Annotated in this window: 13 protein-coding genes and 1 pseudogene; 5 read left to right on the top strand and 9 right to left on the bottom strand. The window is 60.1% G+C overall.

Going from position 1 to position 18,127, the window contains the following annotated elements:
* The first annotated feature begins 24 nt into the window (after positions 1 to 24).
* Genes JFT91_RS02045 through JFT91_RS02025 form a run of 5 tightly spaced genes read left to right on the top strand, consistent with a single transcriptional unit; the run spans position 25 to position 9,395 of the window.
* Positions 25 to 1,737, top strand: a complete 1,713-nt coding sequence (locus tag JFT91_RS02045; protein WP_201231453.1) for a DUF2138 domain-containing protein — start codon at positions 25 to 27, stop codon at positions 1,735 to 1,737.
* Positions 1,722 to 2,387: a DUF1175 domain-containing protein gene (locus JFT91_RS02040; protein WP_201232226.1), complete on the top strand. Its 666-nt coding sequence runs from the start codon at positions 1,722 to 1,724 to the stop codon at positions 2,385 to 2,387. The genes JFT91_RS02045 and JFT91_RS02040 overlap by 16 nt, the downstream gene beginning before the upstream one ends.
* Positions 2,384 to 6,958, top strand: coding sequence for an alpha-2-macroglobulin family protein (locus JFT91_RS02035; protein ID WP_201231452.1), 4,575 nt, complete (start codon positions 2,384 to 2,386; stop codon positions 6,956 to 6,958). The genes JFT91_RS02040 and JFT91_RS02035 overlap by 4 nt, the downstream gene beginning before the upstream one ends.
* Position 6,959: 1 nt before the next feature.
* A complete protein-coding gene (locus JFT91_RS02030; protein WP_201231451.1) occupies positions 6,960 to 8,579 on the top strand; it encodes a DUF2300 domain-containing protein in 1,620 nt (539 codons plus the stop codon).
* A 3-nt stretch (positions 8,580 to 8,582) separates the two neighbouring features.
* Positions 8,583 to 9,395: a YfaP family protein gene (locus JFT91_RS02025; protein ID WP_201228651.1), complete on the top strand. Its 813-nt coding sequence runs from the start codon at positions 8,583 to 8,585 to the stop codon at positions 9,393 to 9,395.
* On the opposite strand, the gene JFT91_RS02020 is transcribed toward JFT91_RS02025, so the two are convergent.
* From JFT91_RS02020 to JFT91_RS01980, 9 genes and pseudogenes are all read right to left on the bottom strand, one after another.
* Positions 9,382 to 10,557, bottom strand: a complete 1,176-nt coding sequence (locus JFT91_RS02020; RefSeq protein ID WP_201231450.1) for a GGDEF domain-containing protein — start codon at positions 10,555 to 10,557, stop codon at positions 9,382 to 9,384. The two genes, JFT91_RS02025 and JFT91_RS02020, sit on opposite strands and share 14 nt — an antisense overlap.
* Positions 10,558 to 10,741: 184 nt before the next feature.
* A pseudogene (locus JFT91_RS02015) lies at positions 10,742 to 12,205 on the bottom strand (type VI lipase adapter Tla3 domain-containing protein); the annotation flags it as partial.
* Between the two features lie 207 nt (positions 12,206 to 12,412).
* A complete protein-coding gene (locus JFT91_RS02010; RefSeq protein ID WP_201231449.1) occupies positions 12,413 to 13,150 on the bottom strand; it encodes a hypothetical protein in 738 nt (245 codons plus the stop codon).
* A gap of 83 nt (positions 13,151 to 13,233) precedes the next feature.
* Positions 13,234 to 13,656, bottom strand: coding sequence for a DUF4952 domain-containing protein (locus JFT91_RS02005; RefSeq protein WP_201231448.1), 423 nt, complete (start codon positions 13,654 to 13,656; stop codon positions 13,234 to 13,236).
* A gap of 478 nt (positions 13,657 to 14,134) precedes the next feature.
* The gene (locus JFT91_RS02000; protein ID WP_201198175.1) at positions 14,135 to 14,881 is read right to left on the bottom strand and encodes a S24 family peptidase; all 747 of its coding nucleotides are present in this window, start codon (positions 14,879 to 14,881) and stop codon (positions 14,135 to 14,137) included.
* 223 nt (positions 14,882 to 15,104) lie between these two features.
* Positions 15,105 to 15,632, bottom strand: coding sequence for an inorganic diphosphatase (gene ppa, locus JFT91_RS01995; protein WP_008052339.1), 528 nt, complete (start codon positions 15,630 to 15,632; stop codon positions 15,105 to 15,107).
* 112 nt (positions 15,633 to 15,744) lie between these two features.
* Complete coding sequence (locus JFT91_RS01990; RefSeq protein ID WP_201231447.1) at positions 15,745 to 16,557, bottom strand: M90 family metallopeptidase; 813 nt, start codon at positions 16,555 to 16,557, stop codon at positions 15,745 to 15,747.
* 3 nt (positions 16,558 to 16,560) lie between these two features.
* Positions 16,561 to 17,211, bottom strand: coding sequence for a DedA family protein (locus JFT91_RS01985; protein WP_201228649.1), 651 nt, complete (start codon positions 17,209 to 17,211; stop codon positions 16,561 to 16,563).
* Positions 17,212 to 17,576: 365 nt separating this feature from the next.
* Positions 17,577 to 18,038 carry a GNAT family N-acetyltransferase gene (locus JFT91_RS01980; RefSeq protein WP_003228592.1) on the bottom strand — a complete coding sequence of 154 codons (462 nt, stop codon included), beginning with the start codon at positions 18,036 to 18,038 and terminating at the stop codon, positions 17,577 to 17,579.
* Positions 18,039 to 18,127 lie beyond the last annotated feature (89 nt).

Below are 18,127 nucleotides of genomic sequence, written 5' to 3'. Positions count from 1 at the left end.
GGATGAACTTCGGGTTTTGTGAACATGAGTGATAACACTGTTACTCCGGCCGTTGAAACGCCTGCCGGCAAACCTTTCCGGCGCTGGCCACTGCTGCTGGTCGGGCTGTGCCTGGTGGCCGGCGTGGCGGGTGGTTTTGGCTGGCTGCTGCTCAAGCCCAAGGCAGCGCCGACGGAATTGGCCGGCGACAAGCTTGGCCTGAGCCGTCCGGACGCGTTGCTGGAAACTCGCTCCCTGAGCCAGTTGCCCAAGGACCTGCTGACGGTGCCGTTCCTCAAGGCCACGCTCACCGAAGATTTCGTTTTCTATTACGAAACCCATGCCGACCGTCTCGGCTTGATCGGCAGCCTGCGCCGGATCATCTACGAGCATGATCTGAAGTTGCAGGACAGCTTGATCGAGCAGCTTTTCGACCAGCCGGCGGATGTGGCGTTGTGGCGCGGGGCTGATGGCCGCCTGAAGGATTTCCTGCTGGTGATGGATCGTGGTGGTCTGGCCAAACTGCTGGAGCCGCTGGCAAAAGTAGCGCTGGATGACACGCAGCTCAGCCAGATTGCAGAAATAAAGGTTGGTGGCGACACCGTGCCGTTGTACCAACTCACCTACAACGCCAGCAAAGCGCTGCTGTTCGCCTCGCATGGCGACAAACTGGTGGTGCTGTCCAATCCGGCCAAGTATTACGACCCGCAAAGCGGCGCGTCCGAAGAGTCGGGCCACGTCTCGCCGCAAGCGTTGGCGGCTCTGCTGAACGGCGAAAAACTGTTCCCTGAAGCCTTCGGTCTGCCGGCCAAGACACCAGAAACCAAGCAACGTCTGTCGGTGAACTCCAGTGTTCTCGCCATGGGTTACCAGCGCTTCATCCCGAATTTCGCCGGGCTGCGGTTCGACATGGACGATAAGGGCTGGCACAGCTACCTGGCCATGGACGAATTGGAAAACCAGCCTGACTTCGATTTCAAACCGGTCTGGAAAGCCATGCCGCTGGGCGCGAGCGCCTGCGTGACTCTGCCAGTGGCCGCTGAACCGCAAAAACCATTGCTGGTGAAACTCGGCGCCGAAGAAGCCGTGGCGCAGACCCTCACCGAACACGTGGCCGGCGCGGCGGGCCTGTGCTGGTACGCCGACTCACGCTTGTACACGCCACTGTTGGTCGCCAGTCTGAAAGACGAGGACAGCAGCAAACTCGACGGTGATCTCGGCAAACTGTTCGGCTCGATGGTCGGTGCATTCGAATCCAACGTCGAAGAAAGTGTGTTCCCGGTGATCGAGAAGCAGGAAGGCCAGAGCCACGTCTGGCAGCGTCAGGTCAGCTCCAACTTCGGCCCCTACGCGGCCAGGGATGCCGAGAACCCGGACGCCATCAGCGGCAAGGCGTTCATGAAAGTCAGTCTCGCGCGCCACGGCTCGACGCTGCTGTTTTCCCTCGACGACAAACTGGTCGACAAAGCCCTCGGTACCCTCGACAAGCGCTTCCCGCCGATGGCTGACGTGCTGCCCAAAGATGTGCTGATGCCGATCTATTTCGGCCCCGATTCGATGGCGCAGCTGATGCAGCAGGAAACCCTCGACAGCCTGCCGCAGGACATGGAACCGGTGTTCTACAACGCCGCGCAAACTTACCTGATTCCGAAACTGCGGACCCTTGGCGGCTACGGCAAATATGCCCTGACGTTGCCCGAAGGCAGTGAGCCTGACGGTCATTGGCAATGGCTGCCGCTGGAATGGAAAGCGCTGTGACTGGATTGATCCGCAGCCTCGGCCTGCTTGCGCTGCTGCTCAGTGCGGGTGCCCGAGCCGTCGACTCGCTGCCTTTAAAAGCCCCGGCACTTGATCCGGCGCAATCCCAGGTATTCCGCGCCTGGTTCGTGCGCATCGCCCAGGAGCAACTGAGCCAGGGCCCGAGCCCGCGCTGGTATCAGCAGGATTGCGCGGGACTGGTGCGTTTCGCCGCCAACGAAGCGCTGAAAGTCCATGACGACAAATGGCTGCGCAGCAATGGTCTATCCAATCGCTACCTGCCGCCGGAACTGTCGCTGAGCGACGATCAGCGCAAGCTTGCCCAGCAATGGCAGCAGGGTGGCGGCAAGGTCGGGCCGTACGTCAACGCGATCAAACTGATTCAGTTCAACAGTCATCTGGTCAGCCGCGATGTGTCGCAGGCCCGCCCCGGTGACCTGATGTTTTTCGATCAGGGCGACGACCAGCACCTGATGATCTGGATGGGCCGCTACATCGCCTATCACACCGGCACCACCACCCCCACTGACAACGGCATGCGTTCGGCAAGCCTGCAGCAACTCATGACATGGAAGGACACCCGATGGATACCCGACGCAGCCAACCCCAACTTCATCGGCGTCTATCGACTGAACTTTCTCTCCCAATGACCGGTGCCCGCATGTTGCGTATCTGCTCCCGAGTTTCCTTGCTGCTGGCGCTGTTGCTGCCGGTGGCGACTGTAAATGCCGAAGACTCGGTTGAGCCGAGCAACTACACGCCGGTATCCGGTGAAAGCTTTTTCCTGCTGGCCGACAGCAGTTTCGCCGCCGACGAGCAGGCGATGGTGCGCCTTGAAGCGCCGGGCCGTGATTACCGTCGGTTTCGCATGGAACCTTACGGCGGCGCCGACATTCGCGTGTACCGCATCGACAAGCCGCTGGACTTCCTCAAGCGCCAGAAGAACCTGCATCGCGTAGTCAGCGACGGTCAGTTCAAGGGTGAAGGCCTGTCCAACACCCTCGCGTATCTGTGGGACAACTGGTATCGCAAATCCCGGCGAGTGATGCAGCGCGCGTTCTCCTATGAATCGCGCAAACAGGTCACCGAAGAAGTGCCGGAACTGAAGATGGGCAATGCCATCGCAGCGCCGACACCGTATGACGCACAGCCGCAATTTGCGCTGATTCCGGGTCTGCCGGTGGTCAGCCAGTTCCGTTATCCGCTGTGGCAGGCGAAACCGATTCAACCACCTGCCGGGGTCAATCTGGCTGGCTCTTCCAGTGATTTCGTCAGCGTCGCGCCGGGCAACGTTTATATCCCGTTGGGCAATCTGAAGCCGGGTCTGTATCTGGTCGAAGCGCTGATCGGCAAGTACCGCGCGACCACCATGGTTTTCGTCTCCAACACCGTCGCCGTGAGCAAGATTGCCGGTGATGAGTTGCTGGTCTGGGCGGCACGCAAACACGAAGGCAGCTCGGTGCCGAAGGTTAATGTCCTGTGGACTGACGGCCTCGGCGTGATGAGCAGTGGCGCTACCGATGCCGATGGTTTGCTGCGCCTGAAACACGTCAGTCCCGAGCGTTCGTTTGTAATTGGCGAGGACGAGGAGGGCGGTGTATTCGTCTCCGAGAACTTCTATTACGACAGCGAAATCTACGACACCAAACTCTACGCCTTCACCGACCGGCCGCTATATCGCCCGGGGGATTGGGTGTCGCTGAAGATCGTTGGCCGCGAGTTCAAGAACGCGCGGGATTCGGTGTTGCCGGGAGCGGCTGACGTCACTGTCAGCGTGCTTGATGCGACGGGCACCGAATTGCAGCATCTCGATTTGAAACTCGATTCGAAGGCCGGCACTCAGGGTCGCTTCCAGTTGCCGGACAATGCCGTCGCCGGCGGCTACGAGATTCGCTTCAACTACAAGGACCAGGCCTACAGCAGCGCCTTTCGTGTGGCCGAATACATCAAACCGCACTTCGAAATTTCGCTGAACCTGGCCAAGCAGGATTACCGTACCGGCGAGCCGGTCAAAGGTAGTCTGGTGCTGCTCTATCCAGACGGCAAACCGGTGGCCAACGCCAAGCTGACCCTGAGCCTGCGTGCCCAGCAACTGTCGATGGTCGATAACGAGCTGCAGTACCTCGGGCAATTCCCGGTGGAGCTGACCAGCACCGAACTGACCACCGACAGCAAAGGCAACGCGACCCTCGACCTGCCGGCCGCCGACAAGCCGAGCCGCTACATGCTCACCGTGTTTGCCAGTGACGGCGCGGCGTACCGGGTCAAGACCACCAAGGAAATCCTCATCGACCGTGGCGCCGCAAGCTTCCGCTTGAGCGCGCCGCAACGCTTCAGCGCGGTCGGCGACAAAGTCGCATTCAGCTACGCCAACGAAGGCGGCAGCGAGCAAAGCAAAGCGGTGACGCCGAGCACATACGGCTGGGTGCGTCTGGAAGATCAGAGCACGGGCGAAGGCAAACTCGCCGCGACGGATAAAGGTTTCAGCCTCGCGTTCGAGCGTCCGGGCACTTACAACCTGACCCTGAAAGATCAGCACGGTCGCGTGCTCGGCGCCACCGGCCACTCGGTCACTGGCGACGGCGTCAAAGCGGTGCCGGGCACCGTCGAAATCGTCCTCGACAAACCCGAGTACAAGGCCGGCGATGAGGCGCTGGCGTTGATCACGTTCCCGGAACCTGTGAGCGATGCCCTTTTGTCGCTGGAGCGCGACAAGGTCGAAGCCACCGCGCTGCTGGCCAAGGGCGGGGACTGGCTGAAACTGGAAAAACTCAGCGACACTCAATACCGCGCGCGCATTCCAGTAAAAGAAAACTTCGCGCCGAACCTGACCTTTTCCGTGCTGTACACCAAGGGCGGTCAGTACAGCTTCCAGAACGCCGGGATCAAGGTTGTCGCGCCGCAAATCGACGTGGCGATCAGCACCGACAAACAGGTCTATCTGCCGGGCGATACCGTTACGGTTGACCTGACTACTCAGTTCGCCGGCAAAGCAGTTCCTGCGCATCTGACCGTCAGCGTCGTCGACGAAATGGTTTATGCGCTGCAACCAGAAGTCGCGCCAACCATCGATCAGTTCTTCTACCACCCGCGCCGCAACAACGTGCGCACCAGCGCCAGCCTGTCGTTCATCAGTTACGACGTGGCGTTGCCGGGCAGCCCGGGTGCGCCGGGCAAGGCCAATCGTAGTGAGCGTGGGGTGAAAGTGCTGGAACGGCCGCGTCGTGAAGACGTCGACACCGCCGCATGGCAGCCGGAATTACTGACCGGTGCTGACGGCAAAACCCGTTTCACCTTCAAGATGCCGGACTCGCTGACCCGCTGGCGCATCACCGCTCGCGCCATCGCCGATGACGGTCAGGTCGGGCAGAAGAAGCAGTTCGTCCGTTCGGAAAAACCGCTGTACCTGAAGTGGAGCGGGCCGAGCAAATTCCGCAAAGGCGATCAGCCGCAGTTGGGTGTGTTCGCGTTCAGTCAGGCCGAGAAACCGGTGAAAGCAGAACTGGTGACTCATTACGCCGGTGCCGAACAGCGCCTGCCGGTGACCCTTAACAACGGCATCAACTACCTGCCGCTGCCAGCATTCGCGCTGGCTTCGGGTGAGTGGACGGCCGAGCTGGTACAGGACGGCAAAACTGCGGATTCCCTCGCTGTGCGCCTGAGTGCGACGGGCGACGGCTGGCAAGTCACGCAAACGCAAAGCCTCGACGTGGCCAGCGGCGACACCGCGCTTAGCCTGCCGGCGGATGCTACGGATATTCGCCTGCGTCTGGATGACAGTCCGCAAGCACTGTTCCGTTCCGCACTCGATGATCTGCTCAGCTACCCGTATGGCGGCGTCGAGCAGACCGCCAGTCGTTTGCTGCCGCTGAGCATCGCCTATCCATCGCTGGCGTCGAGCCCGCAGACCCGCGACCGCTTGCGCCTGATCATGCAAAACAGCCGTTTGCGTCTGGTGCAAATGGCCGGGCCATCGGCGAGCTTCACTTGGTGGGGTTACGACGGCGAGCCGGATGCATTCCTCACGGCCTACGCCTATTACGCTGACTGGAACGCCAGCCAGGTGCTGGAACTGACCTTGCCGCCGGAGCATTGGCAGCGGGTGCTCGAGGTCTACGCCAAGCAAGCGCCGAACACGCCGTTGCTGCAACGGGCGCTGATTCTGTCGTTCGCCAAGCAGATGCATCTGCCGGTCAACACGCTGCTCAGCGGCTTGATGGACGATCTGGCCAAGGCCGGAGAGGGCAATGCCGAAACGCTGCTGGACGACGGTGAAGACAGTCTGGTGATGGGCGATCCGGATTCGGCGCTCGGTCTGGCGGCAGCGCGAGTCTTGACCGCAGCGCTGGCCACGCAGTCGAAAGTGGCATTGCCCGACGTGTTCAATCGTCAGGTGGGCGCGGCGCAACAACGTCTGTCGGTCAGTTCGCAACCATTTGCCGAAGCGCTGAATCTGTCCCTGCAACCGTTCGATCAGGCGCGTGCGACGGCGTTGCTGCAACGCTTGTTGCCACAGCAATCGACCCTCGAACGTGCACTGGCGCTGACCTGGCTGCAACGCAGCATCGCCCAGGCTTCGCCGACCATCGCGCTGACGCCGGGCGAAGGCTGGAAGAAAAATTACGGTGCGACTGGTGAGATGTTCTGGACCTGGCAAGGCGCGACGCCAGTGCCGAGCGTGTTGACGGTCTCCGGAACGCAGGAACGTCCGCTGCGCGCAGCCTTGAGCTTCCAGACGCAGCAGCCCGCCGTCGATCCAATGGCCGTGACCATCACCCGTCGCCTGTCGCGATTGGTGCCGGGCGACGAAGCGTTCACCTTCAAACTGGAGCCGGTTGGCACCAAGCCGCTGTCCAGCGACAGCCTGTATCTGGACGAAGTGATCCTCACCAGCAAAGCGTCGAAACCGCTGCGCTACGGGATGCTCGAAGTGCCGCTGCCACCGGGTGCCGATGTCGAACGTACCACGTGGGGCATCAAGTTGCAGGGCAAGGACGGCACCGAGCCGGCCGCGTTGGAGAAGGCGCGTTTCGAGCCGGGGCAACTGGCTTACGCGGTGCCGGTGGATGCGCTGAGTGGCGAGTTGCGTCTGCGTCATCTGGTGCGCTTCTCGCAGAAGGGCCAGTTCACTCTGCCGCCGGTGCGCTTCACCCAGATTTACGCGCCGCAGCATCAGGCCCAGGAAGCGAAAGCCGCCCTCGGTCAGGTCACGGTCAACTGACATGACCCGGCCGCTGCTGTGGCTGCTGATGTCTGTGATTCCTGCGCTGGCGACGGCGCAGGATGAGCCGTTGCGCGTGGCGTACAAGGGTGAGTTATTGTCGTTGAATCAGACGCAACTGGTCGCTCGTGAGCCGTTGTCGTCGTCGCTGGATACGCCGGTGGGCAGCCTGTGGAAGCTGTTTGTTTACGCGTGGCTGGTGGATACCGGCGCTCGCGAGCCGGCTTATGAATGTCGCGGGCAGTCGAAAGAGGAAGTCTACTGTTGCTCGGCCGGCGGCAAGATCGAGCGAGATCAGGCGTTGGTGAAATCCTGCGGGTTGTATTTCGAGCCAGCGCGGTTGGGTATTGCGGCTGCGGATTGGCGAACCTATTGGCAGGCGCGGCAGGCGCCTTCGTGGTTGCTGGAGTTGCCTTCGGTGCAGCCAGCCACGCGGGTTTCCGTGGCTGACTTGCTCAAGGTGTTGGCTTCGCTGCCAGCGCAGGATCAGATGCGCCGAGTGTTGCTCGATGTGGTGCTGAATGCTGCCGACGGCAATGTCGTCGGTGAACTCGGCGGACGCCTGCGGGTGAAAACCTGGAGCTGGCTCGGCGATCAGGATCCGCATTCGCGGCAGGGTGGTTTTGCCGGTTGGACGGCTGATGGCTCGCCGGTTTGGGCCGGTGGGCGCGGCACCAGTCAGATGGTTCTGCGTCATTACGGTCAGGCGTTGGCGACGGTATTGCCAGCGGCATGGCCGGCGGAGGCCGGGCGCTGTGTCGAGGTCGGGCTGTTCTCGCGCTATCCGCTAACCCGCGTTCTGGCGGGTGACCGGGCGGTAACTTCCGGCCCGTTACAGGGCGACTACCGCGTCGAATTCGCCAACGGCAACGCGCTGGATATCCACAGCGACGGCGAACTGTTTCTGCTCAACGACAAACTCGTCGCCAGGCTCGATCGCGAAGAATACGTCGCTCGTGTTCTTGAGCGCGAAGCCAAACCCGAGCCCGCCGAAGCCGCCAAGGCCCTGGCTGTGGCGATCCGCACTTATCTGCTGCAAAACGCCACGCGCAACGGTGACTGCCTGAGCATCGACGACAGCAGCACCCGTCAACGGGTCGCGCCACGTCCTGCTTCCGCCGAGTCGCGCAACATTGCGGCGTGGACCGCTGATCTGGTACTGGCTGGCAGCACCGTCACCTATCATTCCGATCAACCCGGCCCGGACAAACTCGCTTGGCAACAAGCCGTTGAGCAAGCGAATTCCGGCCAGCGCTACGACGCCATTCTGCTGCATGCCTACCCGCGCGCCAGCCTCAGCCGTTGGGACAACCCGGTCGCTTCCTGCGAAGCATTGCCCGCCGCGCAAGACTGGTTGCAAAAACAGCGTCGCGGCTGGCGTCCGAAGCTGGAAAGCGAAACCGGCTACAACGAAGTCAGCACGTTCGCCGTGTGCAAACTCGCTTTCGGTCGCCCGTTCGTTGATCGCGAACGCCAGCGTATCTATGTGCGCGGCGTCCTGACTTTGCAGGATCGCCTCGACCTGACTCACGAATATCTGCACCTGGCCTTTGAAGCACATCCCAATGGCCAGGATGAAACCTACATCGAAGGGCTCGCCCGTCACCTTTTGCTGGAATAGACCATGACACTTCGTTATCCACAGGTCTTGCTGCTGCTCTGCACGTTGACCGCGCTATCGCCGGCGATGGCCGCCGACAGCGTCAAACTCGACACGCCGATCGGCGGCTGGCGCAGCGGCGCACCGGAAGGCGAGGGCGAAAGCTTCCGCCAGACCGTCAACTACCCGGCCTCCTCGGTGAACACTCCGATCGGTCAAGCCAACACCGCCCGCATCAGCGGCCAGATCAGAGCCACTCCGAAGAGCAACGAGCCGGGCCGGCTGATCGTCAACGGCGTCAGCATGCCGCTGAAAATCGACGACAGCGGCCGCTTCGACCGTCCGTTCTCTTTCCCCAACGGTAGCAACAGCGTTGAAGTGCGCAGCCCCGACGGCCAGCAACGCCGCCGCACGCAATTCCTCAACACCAGCGGCGGCGCCACCCCGGCGAAACTGCGCGTGCTGCTGGCGTGGGACAGCGACGGCACCGACCTCGACTTGCACCTCGTCACCCCTGACGGAGCGCACATCTGGTACGGCAACCGCAGCGCCGCCAACGGCGCCGCCCTCGACGTCGATGTCACCACTGGCTATGGCCCGGAAATCTTCGCCATGCCGGCGCCGATCAAGGGCCAATACCTGGTGTATGTGAATTATTACGGCGGCGGGTATCGCGGGGATGACGAGGGCGGGGATGAAGCAGTGCAGGCGCTGACCACGGCGCAGGTGACAGTGATTACTGAAGAAGGCACGCCGAGCGAGAAGATGGAGACGTTTTTGATCCCGATGCGCGCAGTCGGCGAGCTGACGCTGGTGAAGTCGTTCAGTTACCCGTGAGGCCCAAATACAGCGAACGCAACGTCTGCACCCGATTACGCCCCTGATCCTTGGCGCCGTACAGCGCCTGATCCGCCTCCGAAAGCAACCGCGACAGGTCGTAACCCGATTCACGGGTGGTGACCACGCCAATACTGACGCTGAGCAGGCCCGGTTCCGGAATGGAGAGCCGGGCGAAGGAGTGACGGATTCGCTCGGCAATCTCCAGCGCGGTCGGCTCATCGCAGGCGCCGAGCAGGCAGGCAAACTCCTCACCACCGATGCGCCCGAATACATCCTCTTTGCGCACGCTCTCCATCAAGACATCGCTGAACGCGATCAATGCTTGATCGCCGACAGGATGGCCGTAGGTGTCGTTCAATCGCTTGAAGTTATCCAGGTCGCAAAGCAGCAGCGCCGCCGGTTCGTCCCGCTGCTGACTGTCGTCCAGCAAGTGAATGGCGTGCAGCATGAACGCTCGGCGATTGCCGATGCCGGTCAACGGATCGCTGAACGCTGCGGCCTTCAGTTTCAGTTCGGCACGCTCCTTGACCATCGCCAGCGTCACGTAAGCAATGCCGATCACATACAGCATCGACTCAAACAGCATAAATGAGAAAAACGAAACGCCTTCGCCACTGCCCAGCAAAGCGTTGGTCACCGGCAGGCCTTCATCGATTACGCTGCGCACGGCATAAAACACGGTATGTGAAACCGTCAGCAGCAACGCTGGCATGAACGCGACGTCCAGGCTGTCGCGGCTGCGCCAGAGTTCTCGTGTCGTCAATACGCCGTAGCCGAATGCCAGCAGCGAGTAGAACAACACACGGTTCGACATCGACTGGTAGAAGGCGGGTATCAGACACAACAGCAACCAGATCACACATCCGGCGAGAATCCCCGGCAAGCATGCCTTGCGACCGACCAACGTGCGCATGGCCGTCCAGTTGAACGCCGCGCTGAGCAACAAAACGACGTTGCCGAAAATGATCGGAATGTAATCGACACCCCGGTCACGCCAGCTGACCAGCACCACACCCAGCGCCCCCAGCAACATCATGCCGCCAAGAAAGGCCAGTGAAGGTTCACGGGTCTCGCGATACCAGGCGTGCAGCGTCAACAGCCCCATCAAAAAGAAGACGAAGACGGAAACGACCAGCAGGGTCGGGATATGCAGGGCCATTCCATGGATTCCCGTGAGGCTCAATACCGGAATCCGGCCGGTGAAGGGGATGCGGGTAAAAACAGAGGGTGGTTATGGGGCGGGATTTAGCACTGAGGAGGTGGAATTGGCAAGTGTCTGGGGGCCACGCAGATGAGTGATTCACCAGAACTTCCTCGGAGCGCAAACGGTATCCACGTTTCACGGGGGTACCGGTACTGGCGGTCTGTGGCGCCAGGTTGACGCCGAAATGATCATCGCCTGAAGGCTTCTTGCCGGGTGTCGGTGAGGTCACGGCAATGATCGTCGCCTGTTCCGGGCGGCGCATCGGCATGACTACGCTGGTGTCGGCGTTGAGGTAGCTGGCCATCGTCGCCAGCGTGAGGCCAACGAACGGCGAGGCCGAGCCGGTGTCGCCCAAGCGCTGAGTGAGGTCGTAGCTCTCGCGCGAATCGAGCAGGTCCAGCGGACTGTGCGCGGCAGTGAGCGCCGGCAGCAACTCCGCCAGTGGCGTGGTGTTCGCGCCGCCATCAAAGAACACCCGAACCGGTTTTTGCGCGAGTCCGTCGGTGGCGCTTTTCCAGCCAGCGGCCAGTTTGGCGGTCAGCGCGTCACGCTTCAGGCGTTCGCCATTGTCTGGCCGCAGCAGTGACACGGTGACCGGCCGATGCAGCTTGGCCAGCACCGGTTGCGCATCCCATTGCTCGAACGCACGTTGGGTCCAGGGTTGCGGAATGAACGTCGATGGCTGGAACTCCACGGCGGGTTTGCTCGCGCCCCAACCGCTGAACTCCGGGTCGATTTTGTTCTCGTTGACCTTGGCGAATTGTGCGTAATAACGCAGCCATTCGACGCGTTCGGGGCGGCCGACCACCATGGCGACCATGGCGTCGGTGAGTTCTCCCGGTTTGCGCGGGCCCGGCCCGCCAATCAACGGTGCCTTTTTTGCCGACAGTGCGAACGACATGCTGAACCCTTCCACGTTGTAGACCAGCACAGCGGGGAGGTCGGGGTTTTGTTCGAACAGGCTGAACAGGTTTTCCACCAGGCCTTCGGGGGTGTCATTGCAGACCACGCTATCTTGCAGATTGCGCACGCGATGCCAGTGCAGGCCCGCTTCCGTGCGGTAACTGTTGACCATGCCCGAGAGCATTTCCCGGGTTCTTTGCGGGGCGTAACGCAGGTTCGGTGTATCGGGATTCCAGCCACGCACGACGGTGATGGTCGGGATCGGCCACTTCTCCATGAAGTCGCGCAAGCCCAATTCCAGCGCATCGGCCTTGCGCTTGTCATAGGCGAGGTCTTTGGCGTCACCATCCACCGGGTACTTTTTCGGATCCGTGGGCAGAATGCTGCCCACATGCAGGGCTTCGGTCTGCTTTGCATTCTGCTCCTGCAAGGCTTTCCAGGCCTGACCCTGACGGAACACGTCGAGGCTCAGGCCAATGGCGAGCACATCCAGCGTGTCCAGACGAGGCGAGGTGGCAGGGGCGCGGTAACGGGCATCAACAGGCATGGTGGCGGCCTCCTTGGCCGAGGTATAGGCAGTCACGGGAGAAGCCGCGCTGGCAAAGCAACGGCTGACCGTCGATGGATGTTCAGCCGCGTGAACCAGAGGGCTGGTCAGGAAAAAAGCGCTGAGCAGCAGGCAAGCAGGCTTGAGAGACATGCCGTTTTTGCTCTTGCGACGCCGGCAGGCTGTGCCGTCATCGTTGGCGCGCATGCTGTTGCTGGCTGGCGGCGGATAGGGGATCGATTGCCTGGAACAAGGTTCCTTTGCCTGTGCAGCGTCAGTCATCACGCATTTCCTCCTTGAAAATTGACTCGATGGCCTCAACGAATGCGCCTTCGATTTGATCCCCCGCGATAATGACCCTTATTGGCGTTGCACCTCAAATACGAAGGGATCTCCCTGATTCGGGAAGTGCAGCAGGTACTGCGCAACCGGAGTCTTACCATCGGGCAACAGATAATCCATTTTCAGCCCGGTCGGATTATTTTCCCGCTCCGGACCCAGGTAGGAATTGTCCGGATAGCTGAACTGATTATGTGGTGCTTTGCGAACGCTCGCACAGGACGCAAACAGCCGCGGCAACGCGTAAAGGTGTTGGCCGTGTAGCAGCAAAACCTGAGGGTAACGATCACCGTAGCCACTGCTCACGTACTGCATCTCGAGACACGCCGAGGTGCCTTGGCGCCAGACCGTAGCCGACGCCACATTTTCCGGGTCGACCGGATCACCTACGCGCCATGCCGGCGTCGCGAGGTTGCTGACGTCGCGCAGCGGCCAGCGCTGTTTGCCGATCGCCAAGGCCTTGCCATCGAAAACAATTTCGGGCGTGCCTTTGGGCGGTTTTAGTGGCAGCCCATCGGGCGCGCTCCAAAGCGCCTGGTCATAACGTTCAAACGCTGGGCGCATGGCATTGACCCAAAGGCAATGCCTCGGCGATTCCGAGCAGGTCATGGCCAGTTCCATCCCCGGTCCTGCAAACAGGTTGCTGCCCAGCGACTCATAGAAAGCACGGTAATCGGTGAACTGCACTTGGGCTGCCGAGGCTGCAAAGGGCAGGCCCGCACCGAGAAACAGGCTCAGGCAACAGGTAAGTGTGCTCATCGATGCCCCTTGGCGTCGGATGCCTTGATGTAATGCGGATTGATGGTACGGAAATCGCTTTGCCGATGGTTTGCCAATTGTGCTCAGAAGTCTTCCGTGGTGACTGACACATTGATATAGAAGAACGTTATTTCTGACCATGATTCGCGTCTGTTTATGAGCGTTTCTTCGGACCCCATCCCTAGCAGATACCAACGCTGTGTATTTTTATCGCGATAAGAAAAAAATGTGGAATCCCATCCACAGCAGATATGTCGCAACTCAGGCATTGCGAAGCTACGGCTCATGTAGCGCTCAGCTTTAAGAGCATCCGAGCCTTTGACGCGGTAACGAGCATTGAGCGGTTTGCCCAACTGTTTGTTGTCTTGAGTGCACTCCAGAAACTCGACGAAGCCAGGCTTGTCGCTGAGTTTCGCAAGAAAATCCCCGCATTGCTGTTCGGCCATCGCGTTACCTGCAAATGTGGATAAGCCTGCGAAGACAAGTCCGCCAATCAACCTGTTCATGTATTCATCCATGATAAGTGCGCCAACGTATTTTCCTCCTGCTCTTTTCATACGATCAGGCAGCGAGGTTATATAAGGCTCGCCTATTGATACAGCTTTACGCTGGTCAAGCTATCGGGGAGATTTCTGGACAGGATAGGATTATTTCAGGCATTAAAAAGCCGGCTTGTGGCCGGCTTCTCGGGGACTGGCTTGGCCTATTTTTGGTAAGCCTTGCCAGCCTTCAAAACGTACACCCGGATCTGCGTCCGGCTGTGGGACTTGGTCAGACGTTGGTCTGCCGCGTCGGGCGCTCTCTGAGCCGCGGGGCGGGTCGATGCGCAAATGTGGGGCGCAGGATACTGAGTTTTGCTTGGAATTCCCAGTCTGAAGTGCGGTTTAGAGCGACTGCTGCAGTAGAAACTCGGGATTTGTACCGCTTTTCGGGGCCTCATCGCGAGCAGGCTCACTCCTACAGGGGGAGGTGCTAGTCGTCAGATCAGAGAAACGGCACCACCGGTCTGCGTTTGCTCAGGGTCGACCACCAGAACACCCAGCCCAATATGTGAATTCTCTGTTCCTCAATCTGTGCCGGCCGGAAGATTTCGTCGGGGTATTCGGCGCTGTTGTGGCTGCGCAGGCGCAGGCCGTTGCCGGGCATGCGGTGCAGGTATTTGATGCGCAGCATGCCGTCGTGTTCGATGGCGTAGATTTCGCCGTCGACGACTTGGGTCAGGCCGCGGTCGATGGCGACGACGGAACCGTCTTCGATACGCTCGGCCATGCTGTTGCCGATCATGTGCGCGCAAATGGCGTCGGAGTGGCGGATGTCCAGTTGATCGAGGTGGGCACGCAGCAGGCGGATCGATTGGTCCGGGTCCTGGATGACGTGGGTTTTGCCGGAGCCGTTGTTGAGCGACGTTTCTTTGAAGAACGCCAGATTGATGTCGTTGGGGTCGATGACGGTGTAGACGCCGCAGATGGCCTGAGCGTCGAAGGTATCGCCGTTGCTGGCCGGCGTGTTCAGGCTCGGCGACTCTTTGATGCCTTCGCCGGTTTTCAGCCATTCGCTGTTGACGGACAGCAGGCGTGAGACTTCTTCCATGCGATACGCCGGGACGCCCCGGGTGTACCAGTTGTGGACATTTTGGGCTTCCGTGCCCCAGAACTTTGCGAAATCCGTGGTCGAGATGTTCGCTGCTCCCAGGAGTGCCCTGAATCTTGGACCGCTAGTGTTCTTTCTCATAAACACGGAGTCTACGGCCGTGCCAGAGCGGTTTGAATAAACCGGGCGTTCAAAAACGAGCTGAATTTTGCGACCGGATGTAAGACGCTCTTGTGGGAAATTACACAGATTAAAACTTTTCTGTAGTCCGTCATAAACACACTGTTTAAGACGGCTTTTACCGAGCATAAAAAACCCCGGATCAACCGGGGTTTTCTTCAGGCGTTACGCGAGTCGCAGATGCTTAGCCTTTGTAGGCAGCAACCGACTTGGTGATCGCGTCGCGAGCGGCGTCAGCACCGGCCCAGCCTTCGATCTTGACCCATTTGCCTTTTTCGAGATCTTTGTAGTTCGCAAAGAAGTGCTCGATCTGCTGGATCAGCAGTGGCGGCAGGTCGGTGTATTCCTTCACGTCGACATACAGCTGGGACAGCTTGTCGTGTGGGACTGCGATGACTTTGGCATCGCCGCCGCCGTCGTCGGTCATGTTCAGGATGCCGACTGGGCGCGCGCGGATCACCGAGCCTGGCGCAACCGGGTAAGGGGTCACAACCAGCACGTCGAGGGGATCGCCGTCGTCAGCCAGGGTGTTCGGGATGTAACCGTAGTTGGCCGGGTAGAACATTGGGGTGGCCATGAAACGGTCAACGAACAGGCAATCGCTGTCTTTGTCGATTTCGTATTTGATCGGCGCGTGGTTGGCCGGGATCTCGATCGCGACGTAGATGTCGTTCGGCAGGTCTTTGCCAGCCGGAATCTTGCTGTAGCTCATTGGGCGTTGCCCCCGTAGTTGACCAAAAACACTTGGCCGGATTGACCAAAAAGTGGCGGCGATTATAGGCATATTCCTACGCCGACGCCACGTACCAGAAGTCGTGCAGCACTTAGTGTTGCGCCTGATAGACCGGGTCGCTGGCCTGAAGTTGCCGCAACCTGGCCAACGGATCCTGACGGTAGAAAAGCTTCAACTGCGCATAGACCTGTGGATAAGCCTCGTGCAGCAGATCCGGAGCACTGAAGAAGTATTCGCTGGTGACCGCAAAGAACTCCGCCGGGTTTTCGGCGGCGTAAGGATCGATGGCCGTTTCGGCATCGGGGTTACGCTCAAGCTGGCCATCAAGATCGTCATAAGCGGCCTGCATGACCTCGGCCCAGTCGCTGACGCGCATATCGGCGTGCAGCGGCGGCAGTCCGTTGGCGTCGCCGTTGAGCATGTCGAGTTTGTGCGCCAGTTCGTGGATCACCAGGTTGTAACCTTCCCAGCCGCCGCTGGCCATCACGCCTGGCCAGGCGAGGATGATCGGCCCTTGTTGCCAGGCTTCACCGCTGTGCTCGCCGTCCCACTCATGCTCGACGCCACTGGCATCGCGATGACGCTGCGGGCTGAGAAAATCATCGGGATAGAGGACGATTTCGTGGAAACCCTGATACCAGTTCAGATCACCGAGGTTGAGCAGCGGCAATTGCGCCTGGGCCGCGAGCAACAGGCGTTGTTCCTGATGCAACTCGACGCCGGGCAGGGCGGTCAGGTGTTTTTCTTCGAGGAACAGCACGCTGGCTTCGCGCAGCCACTGGTCTTGCTCGGCCGTGATACCGTCGAGAAAGCTCAGGTGATGGCGCACCCGTTGCCACATGTCGTCGGCAATCGGGTGTTTGGCCAAAATGCGCCGGCGTCGCCAGGCGCTCAGCGACCACATGGCTCAGCGAGTTTCGGCTTTGGCACCGCCGAAACGGCTGCGGACCACGCCGATGATCATCGGCACCAGCGACAGCAGAATGATTGCCACGACCAGCAACGACAGATTTTTCTTGATGAACGGGACGTTGCCGAAGAAGTATCCCAGCGTCACCAGGCCACCCACCCAGAGGATGGTGCCCAGCACGCTGAAGCCGAAGAAGCGCGGGTAAGGCATTCTCGCCACACCCGCGACGAACGGGGCAAAGGTGCGAATGATTGGCAGAAAGCGCGCCAGGGTCACGGTCTTGCCACCGTGCTTGTCATAGAAGTCGTGGGTCTTTTGCAGGTAGTCGCGGCGGAAAATTTTCGAGTTCGGGTTGTTGAACAGTCTTTCCCCTGCCGTTCGTCCGATCACGTAGTTGGTGCTGTCGCCGAGTATGGCCGCCAGCATCAGCAAGCCGCCCAACAGTACCGGATCCATGCCGCCACCCGCCGCTACGGCGCCCGCAATGAACAGCAGCGAATCGCCCGGCAGGAATGGCATCACCACCAGACCGGTTTCGCAGAAAATCACCAGAAACAGAATGGCGTAGATCCACGGCCCGTAGTTGGTTACCAGCAAATCGAGGTAAACATCGAGATGCAGGATAAGGTCGAGCGGGTTGAAATCCATGGAGGCACCTGTGTGTCGGCCCGACTCAGCGGGTCTGTGCGGGTGAATCGGGTGTAAGCCTACAGCGAGGTGTAGTTTTTCTTACAAGCCGGAAAGATCGCGATTATACGGTCTGAAAGATGAAAAGCGCGTTGGTTTTGTAGCGGGGGATGTCGGGGTGTGAATATTTGTCAGGGACGCATGGATTTTGGTGGCGAGTGTTTTTTGTGGCAAGGGCGCTTGCTCCCGCTGGAGGGCGCAGCACTCCCGAATCCGCAGGCATGCGGTGAGCCTGCGGGATCGAGGTGTTGGGGTTTGGGGCTGCTTTGCAGCCCAGCGGGAGCAAGCTCCCTCGCCACAGGAGCTGTCCGAAGTCGGTCCAGGGGTCAGAGCTCGTCGCTGATCGGCAGCACGTAGTTCTTGAATTCGGTGTCTTCCTTGAAGCCGATGGATTCATAGGTTTTCTGCGCGACTTCGTTATTGCTGCTGGTGGAAACGCGCATACGCACGGCCTGGGTTTCCTTGGCCATTTTCTTCGCGGTGCGGATCAGGTTGTCGGCGACCAGTTGGCGGCGGGCGTCTTCGGCAACATAAATGTCGTTGAGGATCCATACGCGCTTTAGCGATAGCGAGGAAAAGCTCGGATAAAGCTGGCAGAAACCCATCAGTTTCTTGTCGTCATCGTCGGCCAGGGCCAAATAGATCACCGATTCCTTGCGACGCAGACGTTTTTCCAGAAACGCGCGGGAGGAATCCGGGTAAGGCAGGGAACCGTAGAACTCGCGATATTTGACGAACAACGGAGTCAACAAATCCAGATGTTCGAGGGTCGCTTGAATAATCCGCATGATAGGTCTCGTCTTCAAGTGGCTGTCTTCAACTGCTCTGACGGCGATGGGAAACCCTGGCGGCCGTGCATCGATCCTGCCTGAAACCG

The organism is Pseudomonas sp. TH08, assembly GCF_016651275.1.
Classification (GTDB): domain Bacteria; phylum Pseudomonadota; class Gammaproteobacteria; order Pseudomonadales; family Pseudomonadaceae; genus Aquipseudomonas.
The sequence above is the reverse complement of the archived record's forward strand: the minus strand, read 5'-3'. Positions and strand labels throughout refer to the sequence as shown.